Below are 19,894 nucleotides of genomic sequence, written 5' to 3' on the forward strand. Positions count from 1 at the left end.
CCCCCCCCCCCCCCCCCCCCCCCCCCCCCCCCCCCCCCCCCCCCCCCCCCCCCCCCCCCCCCCCCCCCCCCCCCCCCCCCCCCCCCCCCCCCCACAGCCGGGCGGGCGAAGCGCCGGCCCCGTCCCGGACGGGCGGTGTGCGACCGGGGCCGCTTCGGGTCAGGCGGGCAGGCGCCAGACCTGGTTGGCGCCGCCGAAGCAGTCCCAGATCTGCAGCCGGGTGCCGTCGGCGGAGCTGTTGTCGGTGGCGTCCAGGCACTTGTTCGACTGCGGGTTGCGCAGCGTGCCGTTGGACTGGGCCTGCCACACCTGGGCGCCGGTGCCGTTGCAGTCCCAGAGCTGCACCTTCGCCCCGTTGGCGGTGGAGCCGCTGGTCACGTCCATGCACTTGCCGAGGGCGCGCAGCGTGCCGTCGGTGGTCACGGTCCAGGACTGGGCGCCGGTGCCGTTGCAGGTCCAGAGCTGGATCGGGGTGCCGTTGGCGGTGTTGGCCGAGGCGACGTCGACGCACTTGCCGCCGATGCCGGTGATCGGGCCGGTCCGGCCGCTCGGCGGCGGCGTGGTGCCGCCCATGACGGTGTCGTAGATGGCGCTGACCAGCGAGGTGGAGCCGGTGGTGTCCTGGGAGAGTTCCCAGTTCATCATGCCGCCGGCGTTGGCCAGCGCCCACTGGGTCTTGCGCTTGATGGTGGGGATGCCGTTGTAACACTGCTGCACCCCGCTGACCGTGGTGCAGTCCCGGTTGGCGTTGGCCGGGTCCATGGCGACCAGCGCGGCGTAGGTGTAGTAGCCGGGTCGGCTGTAGAAGGGTACGCCGAACACAGCCTTGGCGGCGGGCAGGCCGCGCGACTTCCAGCCGTTCACCGCGTTGACCGACCAGTCGTAGTTGGCGTGCGGGCTGCCGCCGTCGTACGCCATGATGTTCAGCCAGTCGACGTAGCCGAACACCGTGGTCGACACGCCCTGGACGTAGTAGCCCTCGGACACCACGGCGGCGGTGAGCAGCTTGCCGCGGCTGTGCAGGGCGCTGCTGAGCTGCTGCATCAGCAGGGAGTAGTTGGTGGCCGAGGTGCCCGGGTCGGGGTACTCCCAGTCGATGTCGACGCCGTCGAGGTTGTACTGGTTGACGAAGTTGACCACGTTGGTGACGAAGGCGCCGCGAGCGCCCGAGTTGGCGGCGAGCGCCTCGAACGCCGAGTCGTTGCCGTCGTTCCAGCCGCCGATCGCGATCGACACCTTGACGTTGTTGCCGTGCCCGAGCGAGACCAGCGAGGAGAGCTTGCTGGGGTTCTCCACCGGTTGCAGGCTGCCGTCGCCGTTGGGCAGCACGAACGCGTAGTTGACGTGGGTGAGCTTGCCGTACTGGATGCTGTTGACGCTGCCGCTCCAGGACGGCATGTAGCCGACGCTCCGGAAGTTGTTGGGCAGTACCGCGGCGTCGGCGGCGGACGGGGCCAGGGCGAGCGTCGCGCCGGCGGTGACCAGGGCGAGCAGGCCGGCCAGCAGGGCCGAGCGGCGGGGGCGCGGTGAGGACATCGAGGGCCTTCCCGTGGGCGGGTCGCGGCACCGTGCCGCCCGGCCGGCACTGGATCGGCCAGTCACCGGACCGGGCGTACGGGTGCGACAGGGGGACGGTCTTCCTCGAGGGAGGCAAATATTAAAGAGCATTAACTAAGTCGTCAACGATGTGCTTCGATGGGCTGCCGATGCCGGACCTGCCTGGGCGCCGGGACGGGTCGCTAGGCTGCCCACATGGCAGACGGTGGCCCGCGGAGCGCGCGTGCCGAGGCGACCCGGCCGCCGGACGACCGCATCGTGGCGGCGGTACGGCAGGTGCTCGCGGCGATCCCGGCCGGGTGCACCTGGCTGCTGCCGGTGCGGGCGGGGGACGGGCGGGTCCACGACTTCCGCGTCGCGGCGACCAGCGACGAGGGCCGGGACGTCCACGGCCGCGGGGCGGCCCGGGTCGGCGGCCTGCTCAGCGAGCTCTACCCCAGCATGGTGGACGGCCCGCTGTGGCAGGCGTACCACCGGGTGCTCGACAGCGGCACGCCCGTCCGGCTGCCCGACTTCCGGTATGCCGCCAGCGGCGCCGGGGTCGTGGCCGACGCCCTGTTCGACGTCAGCGTGCAGCGGATGCTCGGCGGCCTGTTGGTCTGGTGGCAGCGGGTGGACGAGCACCAGCGCCGGCTGGCACGTACGGAACTGCTGGGCAGCCTGGGCTGGGCCGAGTACGACCTCGTCACCGGCCGCAGCGACTGGTCGCCGGGGATGTACCGCCTCTTCGAGCGTGACCCGGCGCTCGGGCCGATGTCCCGGAACGAACAGGCCGCCGCCGTGGTCGCGGAGGACCAGGCGTTGCGCGAGGTCGCCTGGCAGACGCTGGACAGCGGTGCGTCCTCGGACGTCACGGTGCGGTTCCGCACCGGCCCGTCGGTGAAGCACCTGCGCATCCTGTCCGACGTCGCCCGGGACAACGCCGGCGCCCCGCTGAAGGTCTACGCCGTGGTCCAGGACGTGACCGCGGCGGTGGACTCGCGGACCGCGCTGTCCCGGCTCCACGATCAGCTTCGCAGCCGGGAGATCACCGCGCTGGCGGAGCACCGCCTGGCCGGCCAGTTGCAGAACCTGATCCAGCCCGTCCCCCGCGAGCCGTTCCCGCTGGCCGGGCTCGAGGTGCTGGTGGGTTACCTGCCGGCGGAGAGCGCCGTACGGGTCGGCGGCGACTGGTACCACGCCCAGACACTGCCGGACGGGCTGGTCGCACTCGCCGTCGGCGACGTGGCCGGTCACGGCCTGGAGGCCGCGAGCGGCATGGCCCACCTGCGGTACGCGCTGGTCGCCTGGCTGTCGATCGGCATCCGTGACCCCGGTCAGCTGCTCGCGCACATGAACCGGCTCTGCGGGCAACTGGCGATCACCGCAACCGCGGTGATCGCCGTCTACCACCCGGCGACCCGTGCCCTGTACTGGGCGCGCGCCGGCCACCCGGCTCCGCTGCTGTCCCGGGCGGGGGAGACCGTCGAGCTCGGCCGGCCCACGGGAATGCTGCTGGGCGCGGACCCTGATGCCGGCTACCCGGTCGTCGAGTCCCGGCTGCGCCCGGACGACCTCCTGCTGTGCTACACCGACGGGCTCGTCGAACGGCGGGCGGGCAACCCCGATGACCGGCTCGACGAGGTGCGGAGGACGTTGACGGCCGTCTCCCACCGGCCGGATGACCAGGCCCTGCTCCGGCTCGGCGAGAACCTGCACCGGCCCAGTCCCGACGATGACACCTGCACCCTGGCCGTCCGCGTGCTGAACTGACCCGTTCTACAGCTGGAAGCGGACCTGGACCACCGTCCCGGCCGGAGTGCCGAGGACGGCCACCTCGTCGCATACCCGAGCGACGATGGCCAGGCCGCGACCCCGCACCGAGTCTGCGGCGGGCATGTCGGCCGGGACGGCACGCGCGCCACCCCGATCCAGCACGTCGCAGACGAACTGGCCCGCCTCGACCCACACGCGGAGCAGACCACCCGCCCCGGTGTGTTGCAGCGTGTTGGTCGCCAGTTCACTCACCGCCAGCATGAGCAGGTCCGCGCGGGCCGCCGACATCCCTTCCGCCCGGGCGCGGACGGCGACGAACGACCGCACGGCGGCCAGGTCCTCGGCGCGGGCGTAGGCCATCGAACCGAGCTCGGCCGACACGGACGAAGGCTCAACCACGGCGGGTGTCCTGCACCGGCGGGAGGTACTCGTCGCCCCCGGCGCCGTCGGCCGGTGGCCGCAGCAGTTCGGTCACCCCGGTGAGCTCGAGGACGGTCGCCACGCGGCCCACCGGGTTGGCCAGGTACAGCCGCCCGCCCGCCGCCAGCGCCTCGTGGTGGGCGGCGACCAGGGCGTGGATCCCGGTGGAGTCGAGGAAGTCCAGCCCCGCCACGTCGACCACCACGACCGGCGCGCCCGCCACGGCGCCCCGCAACGCCGAGGTCAGTCGGTCACGGGCGGCGAGGTCGCACTCGCCCGCCAGCCGGACCACCACCCGCCCGGGCTCGACCGACGTCCTCGCGTCGAAGCGTGCCATGGCACCTCATCCCTTGTCGGTGTGGCAACCGCCCGTGCCCGCACATGATTCCACCTTTCGCGGACCTGTACCGGCACCCGTCCCGGGGCGGCGCGGGCCGTACCGACCCCGGCCGCCCGCCGCGCGAGCCGCGCCGCCATCGGGGTAAAGCCGCTGGTGGCGCGTTTGTGCAGGTTACCCGCACGTTCCTAGCGCTGCGCGAGACGGCGGGGGTGTGCATACTTGCGCCGTGATCGGGGTGCCGGGCGGCCGTGTCGTCCGGCGGTTTCGGGTGAGGCGGTAACGGGTGGTCGAGCAGGCGGTCGCGCGCCGGGATGCCGGTGGTCAGATGGTTGATCCGGGGCTCCGGCAGCTGCTGGCGGGGTTGACGGCGGTGCGGGACGGCGACTTTGGCACCCGGCTGCCGGAGGACGCCGACGGGTTGCTGGGGGAGATCGCGACGGTCTTCAACGGCATGGTGGACCAGTTGTCGCTGTTCACCTCCGAGGTGACCCGGGTGGCCCGCGAGGTGGGCACCGAGGGGCAGCTCGGCGGCCAGGCGGACGTGCCGGGCGTGTCGGGCACCTGGAAGGACCTCACCGACTCGGTCAACGCGATGGCCGGCAACCTCACCGACCAGGTGCGGGACATCGCCGAGGTGGCCACGGCGGTGGCGCGGGGCGACCTGTCGCAGAAGATCACCGTCGACGTGCGCGGTGAGATCCTGGAGCTGAAGAACACCATCAACACGATGGTGGATCAGTTGTCGTCGTTCGCCGACGAGGTGACCCGGGTGGCTCGGGAGGTGGGCAGCGAGGGCCGGCTCGGCGGCCAGGCCGAGGTGCCCGGCGTGGCCGGCACCTGGCGCGACCTCACCGACTCGGTGAACTTCATGGCCGGCAACCTGACCAGTCAGGTCCGCAACATCGCCCAGGTGACCACGGCGGTGGCCCGGGGCGACCTGTCGCAGAAGATCACCGTCGACGCCCGCGGTGAGATCCTGGAGCTGAAGAACACCATCAACACGATGGTGGATCAGTTGTCGTCGTTCGCCGACGAGGTGACCCGGGTGGCCCGGGAGGTGGGCACCGACGGCCGGCTCGGCGGTCAGGCCCAGGTCAGTGGCGTGGCCGGCACGTGGCGCGACCTCACCGACTCGGTGAACTCGATGGCGGTCAACCTCACCGACCAGGTCCGCAGCATCGCCCAGGTGGCTACCGCGGTGGCCCGGGGCGACCTCTCCCAGAAGATCACCGTGACCGCGCACGGAGAGATCCTCGAGCTGAAGAACACCATCAACACGATGGTGGATCAGTTGTCGTCGTTCGCCGACGAGGTGACCCGGGTGGCCCGGGAGGTCGGCACCGAGGGCCGCCTCGGCGGCCAGGCCGACGTCAAGGGCGTCTCCGGCACCTGGAAGGCCCTCACCGAGTCGGTCAACGTCATGGCGGACAACCTCACCGCCCAGGTGCGCAGCATCGCCGAGGTCACCACGGCGGTCGCCAAGGGTGACCTGACCCAGAAGATCCGCGTCGACGCCCGCGGCGAGATCCTCGCCCTGAAGGAGACCATCAACACGATGGTCGACCAGCTCTCGGCGTTCGCGGACGAGGTGACCCGGGTGGCGCGCGAGGTGGGCACCGAGGGCCGCCTCGGTGGACAGGCGCGGGTGTCCAACGTGGCCGGCACCTGGAAGGACCTGACCGACAACGTCAACGAGATGGCGAACAACCTCACCAACCAGGTGCGCTCGATCGCCCTGGTCGCCACCGCCGTCGCCCAGGGCGACCTGAGCCGGCAGATCACCGTCGAGGCCAAGGGCGAGGTCGCCGTGCTCGCCCAGACCATCAACACGATGGTCGACACCCTCGGCGCGTTCGCGGACGAGGTGACCCGGGTGGCGCGCGAGGTGGGCACCGAGGGCCGTCTCGGTGGGCAGGCCCGGGTGCCGAACGTGGCCGGCACCTGGAAGGACCTGACCGACAACGTCAACTCGATGGCGAACAACCTCACCGGCCAGGTGCGCAACATCGCCCAGGTCACCACCGCGGTGGCCCAGGGCGACCTGACCAAGAAGATCGACGTCGACGCCCGGGGCGAGATCCTGGAGCTTAAGACCACCATCAACACGATGGTCGACCAGCTCTCCAGCTTCGCCGCCGAGGTCACCCGGGTCGCCCGGGAGGTGGGCAGCGAGGGCCGCCTGGGCGGCCAGGCCGAGGTCGAGGGCGTCTCGGGTACGTGGAAGCGACTCACCGAGAACGTCAACGAGCTGGCCGGCAACCTCACCCGGCAGGTGCGCGCCATCGCCGAGGTGACCAGCGCCGTGGCCACCGGTGACCTGACCCGGTCCATCACGGTCGACGCCTCTGGTGAGGTCGCGGAGCTGAAGGACAACATCAACTCGATGGTGAAGTCGCTGCGCGAGACCACCCGGACCAACCAGGAACAGGACTGGCTCAAGACCAACCTGGCCCGCATCTCCGGGATCATGCAGGGCCACCGGGACCTGGAGATCGTCGCCGGGCTGGTGATGAACGAACTGGCCCCGCTGGTCTCCGCGCAGCTCGGCACGTTCCTGCTGATGGACGACACCGCCGGCGGCCGGGAGCTGCGCGTCGTCGGCGGCTACGGCCACGACGCCAGCCGGCGCCGGTACGCCCTCGGCGACTCGATGGTGGGGCAGGCCGCGTTGAGCAAGCGGGCCATCGTGGTGGACGCCGTGCCGGCCGACTACGTCACCGTCTCGTCCAGCCTCGGCGCCGCCGTACCGTTGCATCTGGTCGTGCTGCCGATCCTCTTCGAGGACCAGGTCCTCGGCGTGATCGAGCTGGCCACCATGGGCCGGTTCACCGCCGTCCAGCGGGACTTCCTCGAGCAGCTCACCGAGACCATCGGCGTCAACGTCAACACCATCGTCGCCAACGCCCGCACCGACGTGCTGCTCACCGAGTCCCAGCGGCTCGCCGCCGAGCTCCGGGCCCGGTCCGAGGAGCTCCAGGCCCGCTCGGAGGAACTCCAGCGCTCCAACGCCGAGCTGGAGGAGAAGGCGGCGCTGCTGGCCCGGCAGAACCACGACATCGAGACGAAGAACTCCGAGATCGAGCAGGCGCGCCAGGAACTGGAGACGCGCGCCCAGCAGTTGGCGCTGGCGTCGAAGTACAAGTCCGAGTTCCTCGCCAACATGAGCCACGAGCTGCGTACCCCGCTGAACTCCCTGCTCATCCTCGCCCAGTTGCTGGCCCAGAACCCCGGCCGCAACCTGACCGCCAAGCAGGTCGAGTACGCCGCCGTCATCCACTCCGCCGGCACCGACCTGCTCCAGCTCATCAACGACATCCTCGATCTGTCCAAGGTCGAGGCCGGCAAGATGGACATCAACCCCGAGACCTTCGACCTCGCGGTGCTGCGCGACTACGTCGACGCCACCTTCCGCCCGCTCACCACTCCGCGCGGGCTGGAGTTGGACATCGTCACCAGCCCGGACGTGCCGACCACCCTGCACACCGACGAGCAGCGGCTCCGCCAGGTGCTGCGCAACCTGGTCTCCAACGCGGTCAAGTTCACCGAGCAGGGCCGGGTGCAGCTGCGGATCGAGCTGGCCCGCCCGGACGAGCTGCCCAGCAGCCTCGCGGCCGCGGAGAACGTGGTGGCGTTCCGCGTCATCGACACCGGCATCGGGATCGCCGAGCAGCACCTGACCGCAATCTTCGATGCGTTCCAGCAGGCCGACGGCACGACCAGCCGCCGGTACGGCGGCACCGGGCTGGGCCTGTCCATCAGCCGGGAGATCGCCCAGCTGCTCGGTGGCCAGATCACCGCGCACAGCGTCCTCGGCCAGGGGAGCACCTTCACCCTCTTCCTGCCGGCCACCCTCCACGGACCGCTGCCGGGCGAGCCCCTGGCCGGCCCGGCCGGGCCGGCCACCCCGGCGGTGGACGCGGACGCCGAGCGTTGGGTGAAGCAGCAGCAACGGCGGGTGCTGGTGCTCGAACCGCGTGACGCGGGGTTGCTCACCCTGCTCACCCAGGGCGTGACGGCGGAGAGCGGCGGCGTGGTGGAGGTTTCCACCGCCGTCGATCCCGCGTCGGCGCTCGAGACCCTCGACGGGGCGCGGCACGACCTGCTCGTGGTCCAGCTCGACCCGTCCGACGACACCGGCGGCGCCGCCCTGCTCAGGGCGCTGCACGAGCACCTCGGCCTGCGCGACCTCCCCGTCCTGGCGTACCACGGGCAGCCCCTCGCGCCGGGGCAGGAGAGCCTGTTGCAGGGGATGGCCGCCGACCGCCCACTGGAGATCGTCGGCGGCCTCGACGAGCTCCGGGAACGGATCGTGCTGCACCTGACCGCGGGCGCCGCCGAACGGATGCGGCCGCTGCGCGGGCCGGAGAACCACGCGGCGCCGGTCAGCGATCCGGTGACCAGGGCGCTGGCCGGCCGCAAGGTGCTCGTGGTGGACGACGACGCCCGGAACGTCTTCGCCCTGACCAACATCCTGGAGCTGCACGGCCTCGACGTCGTCTACGCCGAGAACGGCCGCAAGGGTGTGGAGACCCTGATGCGCCACGACGACATCGACCTGGTGCTGATGGACGTGATGATGCCGGAGATGGACGGGTACGCGGCCACCGCCGCCATCCGCGCCATGCCCCGCTACGCCGACCTGCCGATCATCGCGGTCACCGCGAAGGCCATGCGCGGTGACCGGGAGAAGAGCATCTCCTCCGGCGCGAGCGACTACGTCACCAAGCCGGTCGACGCGGAGGACCTGCTGAACTGCATTCACCGCTGGCTGACCGACCGAGCGGAGAAGATGTGACCATGACCGATCGTGTTCCCGGATCCGTCCTGCCCGGGCGGGTGGTCGTCACCGGCGCCACCGGCAAGCTCGGCCGCGCGGTGGTCGCGCACCTGCGCGAGCGGGGCGTCGACGTGCTGGCGGTGGACCGGGCCGGCGGACGCGACCCGCGCGACGTCGAGGGCGAGTTCCTCCTCGTCGACCTGACCGACTACGGGCAGGTGGTGGAGGCGCTCACCGGCGGCGCCGACGAGCACGCCGGCGGAGTCGAGGCGGTGGTGCACCTCGCGGCGGTCCCGGCGCCCGGCCTGATGCCGAACGCGGCCACCTTCGCGAACAACTCCGCGGCGACGTACAACGTCTTCGCCGCAGCCCGGGCGGCGGGCATCAAGCGGGTGGTGTGGGCCTCCAGCGAAACCGTGCTCGGGCTGCCGTTCGACACCCCGCCGCCGTACGCGCCGGTCGACGAGGAGTACCCGCCGCGCCCGGAGTCGACCTACTCGCTGAACAAGGCGCTCGAGGAGGAGATGGCGCGGCACTTCTGCCGCTGGGACCCCGAGCTGGTCATGGTGGGCCTGCGGTTCTCCAACGTGATGGACGTCGAGGACTACGCAGGGTTCCCGTCCTTCGACGCCGACCCGCGGCTGCGCCGCTGGAACCTGTGGGGCTACATCGACGCCCGCGACGGGGCTCAGGCGGTCGAGCGGGCACTGGCCCACGACCGGCCCGGCGCGGACGTCTTCATCATCGCCAACGCCGACACCGTGATGAGCCGGTCCAGTGCGAGCCTCATGGCCGAGGTCTACCCGGGGGTCGAGATCCGCAAGGAACTCGGCGAGCACGAGACCCTGCTCAGCATCGACAAGGCGCGCCGGGTGCTGGGCTATGAGCCCCGGCACTCGTGGCGCGACCACGCCGGCCCCGCAGGCCGCTGACCACGGGGCCGGGCGCGGACCATTTTCTGGACTTGCGGGTCCATTTTTGTCGAGCAACAGTGTGGTGCAGGCGGTCGGGCCCGGGCCGGTCGCGGATTGTGGCGGACGAACGATCTGGAGATCCACACGATGCACGACTACTACCTGCTCGGTCGGTCCGGGCTGCGGGTGAGCCGCTTGGCGCTGGGCACCATGAACTTCGGCACCGACGGCTTCCACGCGGCCTACGGGAAGACCGAGGCGGAGGCCGAGCCGATCTTCCGGAGCTATCTGGAGGCGGGCGGCAACTTCATCGACACGGCGGACTTCTACACCGCCGGGGAGAGCGAGCGGATCCTGGGCCGGTTGATCGCATCCGCGGGGGTGCGCGACCGGCTCGTGCTGACCAGCAAGTTCACCAACACCATCGACCCGGGTGACCCGAACGCCAGCGGCAACGGCCGTAAGCACATGATCCGGGCGGTGGAGGCGTCGCTGCGTCGGCTCGGCACCGACTACCTGGACCTCTACCTGCTGCACACCTGGGACCGGATCACCCCGGTCGAGGAGGTCGTGCGGACCTTCGACGACCTGGTCCGGGCCGGCAAGATCCGTTACGCGGGCCTGTCGGACGTCCCGGCCTGGTACGCGGCCCGGGCGCAGAGCATCGCCGAGGTGCACCTGTCGACCCCGCTGATCAGCCTGCAGCTGCCGTACTCGCTGCTCGCCCGCGGCATCGAGCCGGAGTACGTGCCGATGGCGCAGTCCCTCGGGCTGGGCCTGACCGCCTGGAGCCCGATCGGCGGTGGCCTGCTCAGCGGCAAGTACCGGCGGACCGGGGACGGCCTGACCGGTGCGGGGCGGCTCGGCGGCGCGGGCGCGAACGGGCGCCCGGTCACCGACCGGGACTGGCGGGTGATCGAGGCGCTGGAGAGCGTGGCCGCCGAACTGGGCCGGGGCATGGCCCAGGTGGCGATCAACTGGGTGGCGACCCAACCGGCCGTCGGGTCCGTGATCATCGGGGCGAGCAGCCCGGTGCAGGTGGCCGGCAACCTGGCGGCGCTCGACTTCGAGATCCCCCGGGAGCTGCGCGACCGGCTCGCCAAGGCCAGCGCCGAGCCGATGGCCACGCCGTACTCGATGTTCACCCCGGAGTACCAGTCCTGGATCGTCAGTCCCGGACTGGGCATCGGCGACAAGCCGGCCGGGTACGCGCCGCCGGTCTTCAACGGCGCCGCCCAGCCGGTCGGCTGAACCGTCGACGCGGCCACGGCCCCGACCGCCGGGACGGGGCCGTGGCCGCGCCCGCCGATCACCGCCAACCCCTCGCGGTGCCCGCCGTCGACCCGCGGGCGCCACTAGCGTTGGTACCGCACGTCTCACCGTTGGAGGGCGGCATGACCCACGCGTTGACCCGCAAGGGCGCGGCGACCCGGGGGCGGATCGTCGCCGGCGCTGCCGCCGAGCTGCGCGAGCGCGGCGTCGACGAGGTCCGCCTCGAGGACGTGATGGCGCGTACCGGCACCAGCAAGAGCCCGCTCTTCCACTACTTCCCGGGCGGCAAGGAGGAACTCCTGCTGGCGGTGGCCCAGTACGAGGCCGACCAGGTGCTCGCCGACCAGCAGCCGCTGCTCGGCGACCTCGCCTCCTGGCCCGCCTGGCAGGCGTGGCGGGACCGGCTGGTCGCGCGCTACCGGGAACAGGGCCAGCACTGCCCGCTCGGCGGACTGCTCGGCCAGACCGGACGTCGTGCCCCGGCCGCCCAGGCCGTGGTCACCGGCCTGATGCGGCGCTGGGAGGAGGCGATCGCCGGCGGCATCCGGCGCATGCAGTCGACCGGCGACATCGCTCCGGAGGTGGACGCCGGCCGCGCGGCCGCGGCGCTGCTGGCGGGCATCCAGGGCGGCGTACTGCTGCTGCTCAACACCGGGCGGATCGACCACCTGGAGGCCGCCCTCGACCTCGCCATCGACGCACTTCGCGGCTCGGTGCGCCCTGGGTGAGGAAGCGGCCCGCCGCCCGGCGGGTGGTGCGCTATCGTTGCGGACGTCTCCCGAGGATCGGAGTGATCGTGGCAGGTGACGACGACATCTCCGGGTGAGAGCCCGGACCGGCCGCCGACGGGCGCGTGAGCGCACCGTCGCCGCGGCTCCTTCGTCGTCCCCTGCTCCCGCCGGGCGCCCGGCTGCGCGTCCGGATCTTCCCTCCGAGGTCTGTCATGTCCGACGGTTACATCGTCTGCACCTCCCTCTCCTTCTCCTGGCCGGACGAGACTCCGGTCTTCGACGACCTGTCCTTCTCCGTGCCCGGGGGCCGGACCGGACTGGTCGCCCCCAACGGCAGCGGTAAGACGACGCTGCTGCGGCTGATCGCCGGAGAGCTGCGCCCGACCGGCGGCACGGTCACCGTGCAGGGCGTGCTCGGCTATCTGCCGCAGCACCTGCCCTTCGCCGGTGACCGGACCGTCGCGCAGGTCCTCGGCGTCGACGGGGTCATCGCCGCGCTGCACGCCATTGAGGCCGGCGACGCCGCCGAGGAGCACTTCACCACGATCGGCAACGACTGGGACGTGGAGGAGCGCACCCACGCCGAGCTGGACCGGCTCGGCCTGGGCGACCTCGCCCTGGACCGGCGGCTGGGCACCCTCAGCGGCGGCCAGGTGGTCTCCCTGGGTCTCGCCGCCCAGCTGCTCAGGCGCCCGGACGTGCTGCTGCTCGACGAGCCGACGAACAACCTCGACCGCGCCGCTCGCGACCGGCTGACGGCGGTCGTGCGCGCCTGGACCGGTTGCCTGCTGCTGGTCAGCCACGACCGGGCGCTGCTGGACGAGATGGACCGCATCGCGGCCCTCGACCACGGCGAGATCCGCTGGTACGGCGGCACGTACACCGACTACGAGCAGGCCGTGCAGGCCGAGCGCGAGACCGTCGAGCGGCAGGTCCGGCACGCCGAGCAGGACCTCAAGCGACAGCGACGCGAGATGCAGCAGGCCCGCGAACGGGCCGCTCGCCGCGCGTCGACCGCCGCCCGCAACCTCAACAACGCCGGCCTGGCCCGAATCGTGGCCGGCGGGCTGAAGCGGGACGCCCAGGTCTCGGCGGCCCGCGCCAACGAGACCCACGCCAACCGGGTGAGCGACGCCCAGGCCCGCCTGGACCAGGCCAGCCGCGCCGCCCGCCAGGACGACCGGATCGTGGTGGACCTGCCCGACACCAACGTGCCGGCCGGACGCACCGTCTTCCACGGCGAGCACCTGCAGGCCGGCTACGACGGGCGGGCGGTGTTCGGCACCGACGGTGTCGACCTGACCGTCCGGGGACCGGAACGTATCGCCCTCACCGGCCCCAACGGCGCGGGCAAGTCCACCCTGCTCCGGCTGATCGGCGGTGACCAGGCGTCGGTGTCCGGGACGACGACGCGGGCCGAGGGCCGGGTGGCGTACCTGTCCCAGCGGCTCGACCTGCTCGACCCCGAGCGCACCGTCGCCGAAAACCTCGCCACCTTCGCCCCGGCCCTCGCCGACGCCGACCGGATGAACCTGCTGGCCCGGTTCCTGTTCCGGGGCAGCCGCGCCCACCTGCCGGTGGGTGTGCTGTCCGGCGGCGAACGCCTTCGGGCAACCCTCGCCTGCGTCCTGTTCGCCGACCCGGCGCCGCAACTGCTGCTGTTGGACGAGCCGACGAACAACCTGGACCTGGACAGCGTCGGGCAGCTGGAGAGCGCGCTCAACGCGTACCAGGGCGCCTTCGTGGTGGTGAGCCACGACGAGCGTTTCCTGGCGGCGATCGGCGTGCACCGGTGGCTGCGGCTGGCCGACGGGCGATTGCGCGAGGTCGGGGCCTGATCAGCGGCGTCGCCAGTGGATCGGCAGGCGCTTCACGCCGCGCTGGAAGTTCGAGCGCAGGTAGGCGGGCGGGCCCGCGTACGTGATGGTCGAGGTGCGCGCGAGCAGCGCCTCGAACAGCGCGCGGAGCTGGCACCGGGCCAGGTGCGCGCCCAGGCAGAAGTGCGGTCCGTGGCCGAAGACCAGGTGCGGGTTGGGATGGCGGGTGAGGTCGAGCCGGTCGGGCTCGGCGAAGACGCGTTCGTCGCGGTTGGCCGAGGCGAACGAGACGACCACCTTGTCCCCGGCCCGCACCGGTACGCCGGCGACGGCGGTGTCCCCCGTGGCGGTGCGCCGGAACACCATCACCGGCGTCCACCAGCGCAGCAGTTCGTCGACGGCGGTGTCGAACAGGCCCGGGTCGCGGCGCAGCCGGGCCATCTCGTCCGGGTGTTCCAGCAGGGCGATCATCGCGCCCGGCAGGCCGTTGCGGATCGTCTCGTTGCCGGCCACGGCGAACAGCCAGAACATGTTCTCGAACTCGTCCACCGAGAGCCGGTCGTCGCCCCGCTGGGCGAGCAGGATGGACATCACGTCCGGGCCCGGGTCGCGGCGTTTCGCCTCGGCCAGCAGGTGCGCGTACGCGTACAGGTCGGCCATCCCGGCCCGGGTCCGCGGGTCGGGCATCCGGCCGTCGGCGTCCGGGGCCGGCCGGTGCCGCAGCGCCTCCCGGGCCGCGGCGGTGCCGGCCCCCGGATCGAACGCGGCCGACACGGCGTAGTCCGGGTCCTGGAAGCCGATCACCCGGTTCGACCAGTCGTACAGCAGCCAGCGGTCGGGCTCCGGCACCCCGAGCACGTCGGCGAGGGTGAGCAGCGGCAGGTCGGCGGCGAGGTCCCGGGCGAAGTCGCAGGTCCCCTCGTCGGCGTCGCCGAGCGCCCGGTCAACGAGCGCCACCGCGTTCGCCCGGATCGACGCCTCCAGCGCGGCGACCGCGCGCGGGGTGAACGAGCGGGCCACCGGCCGGCGCAGCCGACCGTGCTCCGGTGGGTCCATGTTGAGCATCATCCGCCGTACGTAGCCGAGGTCCTCCGGGGTGGCCGGGTCGCGGATCTGGGTGGCGCCGAGCCGGGACGAGAAGAGCCGTGGCTGCTTGAGCACCTCCGTCACGTCGGCGTGCCGCAGCACCAGCCAGAAGCCCGGGCCGCCGGGCAGCCCGAGCAGCGGCGGCTCGTCGACCCACACCACCGGCCCGGCCGCGCGCAGCTCGGCGAGCAGGTGGTACGGGACGCCGTCGACGTAGGTGCGGGGGTCGACCAGGGGCGTCGGATCGACCGTCACTGCCCGAGGAACTCCTCGACCACGGTGGACAGCCGCACCGGGGTCTCGTACATCGCGTAGTGCCCCGCGTTGGCGAGCACCTCCAGCCGGGCGTTGGGGTAGTGCCGCAGCCAGGTCTCGCGCATCGTCTCGGCGCCCAGCGCCGGGTCGTGCTCGCCGACCACGGCGAGCGCCGGGACCGGGTTGCCCTTCACCTCGTCGGTGAAGTCGGTCCGCGCCCAGGCGGGCAGGTACGCGCCGAACGCCTCCCGGGTGGAGTTGTCGAGGGAGAACCGAACCATCTGGTCCAGCCACCGTCCGGACAGCCGGTTGCCGGTGGTGAGGTCGATGATGGCGCGGCGCTTGTCCGGGTCGGCGGCCGCACCGTCGAACAGCGCCCAGCTCTGCAGGTCGAACGGCACCCCGCCGGCCGGCACCGGGCTGATGCCGACGAGGCGGTCCACCCGTTCGGGCGCGTCGGCGAGGACCCGCTGGGCCGCACTGCCGCCCATGGAGTGCCCGACCACCGAGAATGTGTCCCAGCCGAGGGAGTCGACGAGCTCCAGCGCGTCGTGGGAGATCTCGGCGATGGTGTGGTCACCGGCCGCCTGGGTGCGCGCGCCGTATCCGCGGTAGTCCAGGAACGCCCAGGTGAAGCGGTCGGTGTCGATCAGCTCCGGCAGGCCGCCCCAGCCCCGCGCCGACCCGAACCAGCCGTGCAGGGCCAGCACCTTGTGCGGCCCGTGGCCGACGCTGATGTGGTTGATCGTCATGGCCGATCCCTTCCGGCGTCGCGGCGCTGCGACACAGGTGCGCGCCGGGGGTGTGACAGCGACCGTAGTCCGCGTGCGCACCGAAGGGAAGAGCGGCCGGTGGCGGCCCGTCCAGGCGTCTGACTGTCGAGGCGCTACTGGTCGCGACGCCGACGGGCGAGGTGGACGACGATGTCGGCGGCGATCTCGACCGTCCCGGGCAGGGCCTCCATGATCCGGCGGTAGACCTGCTCCCGCTCCGAGGTCGGTAGTTCGAGATAGGCCGAGACGGTCGAGAGATAGTCGACGTAGTCGCGAGCGTTCATCGTCAGGCGCCGCTCGATCACGGACTGCTGGACATCGGCGAACCACTCGGACCGTTGGAGCTCCGTACCCGGCCACTGCATGTCATGCTCCGGAGGCGTGCCATCCGGGGACGGAATCTCGTCGCTCGCCAGGAACGGCGCCCGGGCCGCGCGCACCGCTTCCTCCACCGCCGGGTCGGCCAGCCGGACCGGTCCACCGAACGAGGCGAACACGCCACCCGGCTTCAGCAGCGCGGACATGTGCGACCACCGACCCTCCGGGTTCGTCCAGTGCAGCGCCGCCGCCGCATAGACCAGCCCGTAGCTCTCGCCCGGTCGCAGGTCCTCGAACGCGGCCTGCACGGTCCTGACGCTCGCCGGCACGTGCTTGCGCAGCTCGGCGAGCATGGCCCCGTCGGGCTCGGTCGCGGTGACCGCCACCCCCCGACGGGCGAACAGCCGGGTCGCCTTGCCGGTCCCGGCGCCGATCTCGAGGGCGGCCGGAACCGGCTGCCCCGCGTACGCCATCACCAGGTCGAACAGCGCCACGGGATATCCCGGCCGGAACCGTTCGTATGCTTCGGCCACCAATCCGAAGCTCAGGGCTCGGCCAGACATGCCGAGCATCCTGACACGATCTCCGCCGTCAGTGCCCGGCATTTTCGCGTGCGCTCCTCCGCTGACGCGTCGTCGCGACCCGGCGCGTGGCGAGGATGGGTCAGTCATCTCCCGCTGCACGGCGCTCGGCCAACTGGCAGGCTGGACAATCGTGGACAGGAAACAGGTGGCCGGCTGGATCGCGGCCTACGAGGAGGCGTGGCGGACGCCCGGCACGGAGGCGCTTGCCACGATCTTCACCGCCGGCGCCCGCTATCTGCAGGGGCCGTACCGGACACCGGTCGTCGGCCTGCCGGCCATCGCCGAGATGTGGGAGAGCGAGCGCGACGGCTCCGACGAGGTGTTCCGGATGACCAGCGAGATCGTCGCGGTCGAGGGTGACGCCGCGGTGGCGCGCGTGGAGGTCCGGTACGGCGACCCGGTCGACCAGGAGTACCGCGACCTGTGGATCATGCGCTTCGCCGAAAACGGGCGCTGCATGTCGTTCGAAGAGTGGCCCTTCTGGCCGGCACAGCCGACCGGCGCACCGGATTGAGCATGACGAGGATGGCCCGGGTGGACACCTGGCAGGCGATCGACGACCTGATCCTGCGCCAGCGGATCATCCCGGCGTTGAAGGCGATCCGCGCGGCGGAGCGGTGCAGCCTCCAGCGAGCGATCGAGGTCTTCGCGGATCGCTACGAACTTCTGCGACGGGCGAAGCCTGGTGACTTCACGGTGCCTCGCGACGAGTACGGACGCGGGCACCGCGCTCTCCGCCACGTCGGTCACGCCGGCCTCCGTCGAGTCGTCGGGGTCCGGGCGTCCAGCTGTCGTACCACGTCGACCAGCTCGGGAAAGGCCTGGATGAAGGCGCTGACGTGGCGGGGGTCGAAGTCCTCGCGTGTGCGTACGCCGCTCTGCAGGCAGGCGATGAAGTGCAGCCCGGCGCCCCCGGCGGCCAGCGCGTCGCCCGGTGAGTCGCCCACGTAGACGCACTGCCGTGGCGCCAGCGCGGTGGCCGCCAGCAGCTCGTCGAACACCCGGGGGTCCGGCTTGCCGAACCGGGTGTTGCCGGCGTGGTAGACCGTTTCCACCCGCTCGGTTAGGACGTGATCGGGCGCCAGCAGGTGTTCCACCTCGGCCTCGGTGCGTGACGTCAGGAGCATCACCGTCCGGCCCGACAGGACGAGCTGGTCCAGCGCCCGGAGGTTCTCCGGCGCGACCACGTCGAGCCGGCCGTCGAGGACGTAGCGGCGCAGGACCTGCCGGTAGGCGGCGTCGAACCGCCCGACGTCCAGCCCGGGGGAGCGCTTCGGCATCGCGTCGAGCAGTGGCTCACCCCAGGTCGCCAGGTGCACCGCCCGGGACATCGGTGCGCGGCCCAGCGCCGTCAGGACGTCGTTCTCCAGCTCGAAGCAGACCGCCTCGGTGAGGCACAGAGTGTCGTCGACGTCGACAATCACGGCCTCGATCACGTCCCGAGCCTAACCGGGCGAAGACAAGCGAGTGGCCCGGCGCGGGGGGTCCCGTGCCGGGCCACGGTCGTTCAGCTGGCGGTGCAGGTGGCGGTGCCGGACGGGCCGGTGCCGACGCCCTGGAAGCCGAACTCGGTGTAGGTGCCGGCGGCGAGCCGGCCGTTGTAGTCGACGTTGCGGAAGGTCACCGCGCCGCTGGTGCCGCTGGGCTGGGCGCTCCAGGTGTTGGTGATCGAGGCGCCCGCGGGGAGCGTGAGCCCGACGGTCCAGCCGTTGGTCCCGGCGCCGCCGGCGGTGACGCGGACGGTGGTGACGAAGCCGCCCTGCCACTGGTTCAGGGTCAGCGTCGCGGTGCAGCCGTTGCCCGATGGCGGGGGCGTCGTGGTCGGCGGCGGGGTGGTCGGGGGAGTGGTGGTCGGTGGGGGCGTGGTGGTGGGCGGCGGGGTGGTCCCGCCGGCGTTCAGCGCGTCCAGCACCGCCGTGTACGCGGGCTTCTTGTTGCCGCTGCTGTCGAACAGCAGCGGCGTGCCGCTGGCCCGCCAGGAGTCGCTGTCCCGGATGCCCCAGACGGTGATGCCGGTGCAGCGGGACACCGCCAGGCAGGCGCGGACGACCCGGCTGTAGTTGTCGGCCTGGGTGGTCCCGGAACCCTCGATGTCCAGCTCGGTGATCTGCACGTCGATGCCGAGGTTGGCGAAGCGCTGTAGGTTGGCCTGGTAGTCGCTGGGCACCGGCGAGGCGCTGTTGAAGTGCGACTGGAAGCCGACGCAGTCGATCGGCACGCCCCGGGACTTGAAGTCCTGCACCATCGCGTACACGGCGTTGGACTTCGCGTTCTGCCCGTCGGTGTTGTAGTCGTTGTAGCAGAGCTTGGCGCCGGGGTCGGCGGCCCGTGCGGTGCGGAAGGCGACCTCGATCCAGTCGTTGCCGGTGCGCTGCAGGTTGGAGTCGCGGCGGGCGCCGCTGGTGCCGTCGGCGAACGCCTCGTTCGCCACGTCCCACGCGTAGATCTTGCCCTTGTAATAACTGGCGACCTGGGTGATGTGGTTGACCATCGCCTGGCGCAGCGCGGAGCCGGAGAGGTTCTGCGCCCAGCCGGGCTGCTGCGAGTGCCAGGCCAGCGCGTGCCCGCGCACGCGCATCCCGTTGGCCTGTGCGTGGCTGACGATCCGATCGGCGTTGGTGAAGGTGAACTGGCCCTGGGACGGCTCGGTGGCGTCCCACTTCATCTCGTTCTCGGGGGTGACCATGTTGAACTCGCGGTTGAGAATGCCGACGTACTGGCTGTCGGACAGCTTGTACGCGGCCACCGCGGTGCCGAAGTAGCGGCCCTTCTCCGCGGCCGACGCCCCGAGGGTGGTCCCGGCGCTGGCGCTGGTGGCGACGACCACTGTCGTCGCGATCATTGCGACGCCGGCCGCTGCCGCCAGCAGCGCCGTACGCGGTCGCGGCCGGGCGGTCGGGCTCCCGCTGCCGCGGGCGAGCACCTTGTCCATCAGGAAGCCTTTCCATTGGTGTGGTGGATGAGGAGCCGGCTCCGACGACTGCCCGCCACGGTGGTCGGCTCGCCGCGCGGTCGCCCGGAAGCCGCGCGGATCGGACTGCCCTCGTCCACCGTGAGTCGATCGGAGCGCCACTCCCGCAGGGAGGAGCTCCATTCGCGGATGTCATTGTCTGTACGCGGTGGCGACACCGTCAACAACTTCCGGAAACTCTCGAGACAGGACGGCGGGGGGGGGGGGGGGGGGGGGGGGGGGGGGGGGGGGGGATGGGGGGGGGCGGGGGGGGGGGGGGGGGGGGGAGGGGGGAACAGGGGGGGGGGGGGGGGGGGGGGGGGGGGGGGGGAAGCAAGGGAGGTA

General features: G+C 72.0%; 15 protein-coding genes. 7 read left to right on the plus strand and 8 right to left on the minus strand.

The genetic code is table 11. The features are described from left to right. Positions 1–159: 159 nt before the first annotated feature. Positions 160–1,536, minus strand: coding sequence for a glycosyl hydrolase family 18 protein (locus ACZ6S5_RS33335; protein ID WP_466006264.1), 1,377 nt, complete (start codon positions 1,534–1,536; stop codon positions 160–162). Positions 1,537–1,752: 216 nt separating this feature from the next. Here ACZ6S5_RS33335 and ACZ6S5_RS33340 point away from each other — a divergent pair, with 216 nt between their 5' ends. Then, positions 1,753–3,309 carry a PP2C family protein-serine/threonine phosphatase gene (locus ACZ6S5_RS33340; protein WP_466006265.1) on the plus strand — a complete coding sequence of 519 codons (1,557 nt, stop codon included), beginning with the start codon at positions 1,753–1,755 and terminating at the stop codon, positions 3,307–3,309. A gap of 6 nt (positions 3,310–3,315) precedes the next feature. On the opposite strand, the gene ACZ6S5_RS33345 is transcribed toward ACZ6S5_RS33340, so the two are convergent. After that, on the minus strand, positions 3,316–3,693 hold the full coding sequence (locus tag ACZ6S5_RS33345) for an ATP-binding protein (protein ID WP_466006266.1): 378 nt from the start codon (positions 3,691–3,693) through the stop codon (positions 3,316–3,318). 10 nt (positions 3,694–3,703) lie between these two features. Then, positions 3,704–4,069 carry an STAS domain-containing protein gene (locus ACZ6S5_RS33350; protein ID WP_466006267.1) on the minus strand — a complete coding sequence of 122 codons (366 nt, stop codon included), beginning with the start codon at positions 4,067–4,069 and terminating at the stop codon, positions 3,704–3,706. A gap of 328 nt (positions 4,070–4,397) precedes the next feature. Here ACZ6S5_RS33350 and ACZ6S5_RS33355 point away from each other — a divergent pair, with 328 nt between their 5' ends. The 5 genes from ACZ6S5_RS33355 (at position 4,398) to abc-f (ending at position 13,604) form a co-directional block, all read left to right on the plus strand. Beyond that, positions 4,398–8,867 carry a HAMP domain-containing protein gene (locus tag ACZ6S5_RS33355; RefSeq protein WP_466006268.1) on the plus strand — a complete coding sequence of 1,490 codons (4,470 nt, stop codon included), beginning with the start codon at positions 4,398–4,400 and terminating at the stop codon, positions 8,865–8,867. A 2-nt stretch (positions 8,868–8,869) separates the two neighbouring features. Next, positions 8,870–9,781 (plus strand): NAD-dependent epimerase/dehydratase family protein, encoded by a 912-nt coding sequence (locus ACZ6S5_RS33360; RefSeq protein ID WP_466006269.1) that lies wholly within the window; start codon positions 8,870–8,872, stop codon positions 9,779–9,781. 129 nt (positions 9,782–9,910) lie between these two features. Next, positions 9,911–11,014: an aldo/keto reductase gene (locus tag ACZ6S5_RS33365; RefSeq protein WP_466006270.1), complete on the plus strand. Its 1,104-nt coding sequence runs from the start codon at positions 9,911–9,913 to the stop codon at positions 11,012–11,014. Between the two features lie 143 nt (positions 11,015–11,157). After that, positions 11,158–11,763 (plus strand): TetR/AcrR family transcriptional regulator, encoded by a 606-nt coding sequence (locus tag ACZ6S5_RS33370; RefSeq protein ID WP_466006271.1) that lies wholly within the window; start codon positions 11,158–11,160, stop codon positions 11,761–11,763. Positions 11,764–11,978: 215 nt separating this feature from the next. Beyond that, on the plus strand, positions 11,979–13,604 hold the full coding sequence (gene abc-f / locus ACZ6S5_RS33375) for a ribosomal protection-like ABC-F family protein (protein ID WP_466006272.1): 1,626 nt from the start codon (positions 11,979–11,981) through the stop codon (positions 13,602–13,604). Here the strand turns inward: abc-f and ACZ6S5_RS33380 are convergent, their stop codons facing one another. The 3 genes from ACZ6S5_RS33380 to ACZ6S5_RS33390 form a co-directional block, all read right to left on the minus strand. After that, positions 13,605–14,924 carry a cytochrome P450 gene (locus ACZ6S5_RS33380; protein WP_466006274.1) on the minus strand — a complete coding sequence of 440 codons (1,320 nt, stop codon included), beginning with the start codon at positions 14,922–14,924 and terminating at the stop codon, positions 13,605–13,607. Beyond that, a complete protein-coding gene (locus ACZ6S5_RS33385; RefSeq protein ID WP_466006276.1) occupies positions 14,921–15,676 on the minus strand; it encodes an alpha/beta fold hydrolase in 756 nt (251 codons plus the stop codon). Before ACZ6S5_RS33385 ends, ACZ6S5_RS33380 begins: the two co-directional genes overlap by 4 nt. Before the next feature lie 134 nt (positions 15,677–15,810). Further along, positions 15,811–16,587, minus strand: a complete 777-nt coding sequence (locus ACZ6S5_RS33390; RefSeq protein WP_466006277.1) for a class I SAM-dependent methyltransferase — start codon at positions 16,585–16,587, stop codon at positions 15,811–15,813. On the opposite strand from ACZ6S5_RS33390, the gene ACZ6S5_RS33395 reads away from it, so the two are divergent. Beyond that, positions 16,577–17,113 carry a YybH family protein gene (locus ACZ6S5_RS33395; RefSeq protein WP_466006278.1) on the plus strand — a complete coding sequence of 179 codons (537 nt, stop codon included), beginning with the start codon at positions 16,577–16,579 and terminating at the stop codon, positions 17,111–17,113. The two genes, ACZ6S5_RS33390 and ACZ6S5_RS33395, sit on opposite strands and share 11 nt — an antisense overlap. 232 nt (positions 17,114–17,345) lie before the next feature. On the opposite strand, the gene ACZ6S5_RS33400 is transcribed toward ACZ6S5_RS33395, so the two are convergent. Further along, positions 17,346–18,035, minus strand: a complete 690-nt coding sequence (locus tag ACZ6S5_RS33400) for an HAD family hydrolase (RefSeq protein WP_466006279.1) — start codon at positions 18,033–18,035, stop codon at positions 17,346–17,348. 71 nt (positions 18,036–18,106) lie between these two features. Further along, complete coding sequence (locus tag ACZ6S5_RS33405; RefSeq protein WP_466006280.1) at positions 18,107–19,531, minus strand: glycoside hydrolase family 10 protein; 1,425 nt, start codon at positions 19,529–19,531, stop codon at positions 18,107–18,109. Positions 19,532–19,894 lie beyond the last annotated feature (363 nt).

Source organism: Micromonospora sp. NPDC051924, from assembly GCF_055586005.1.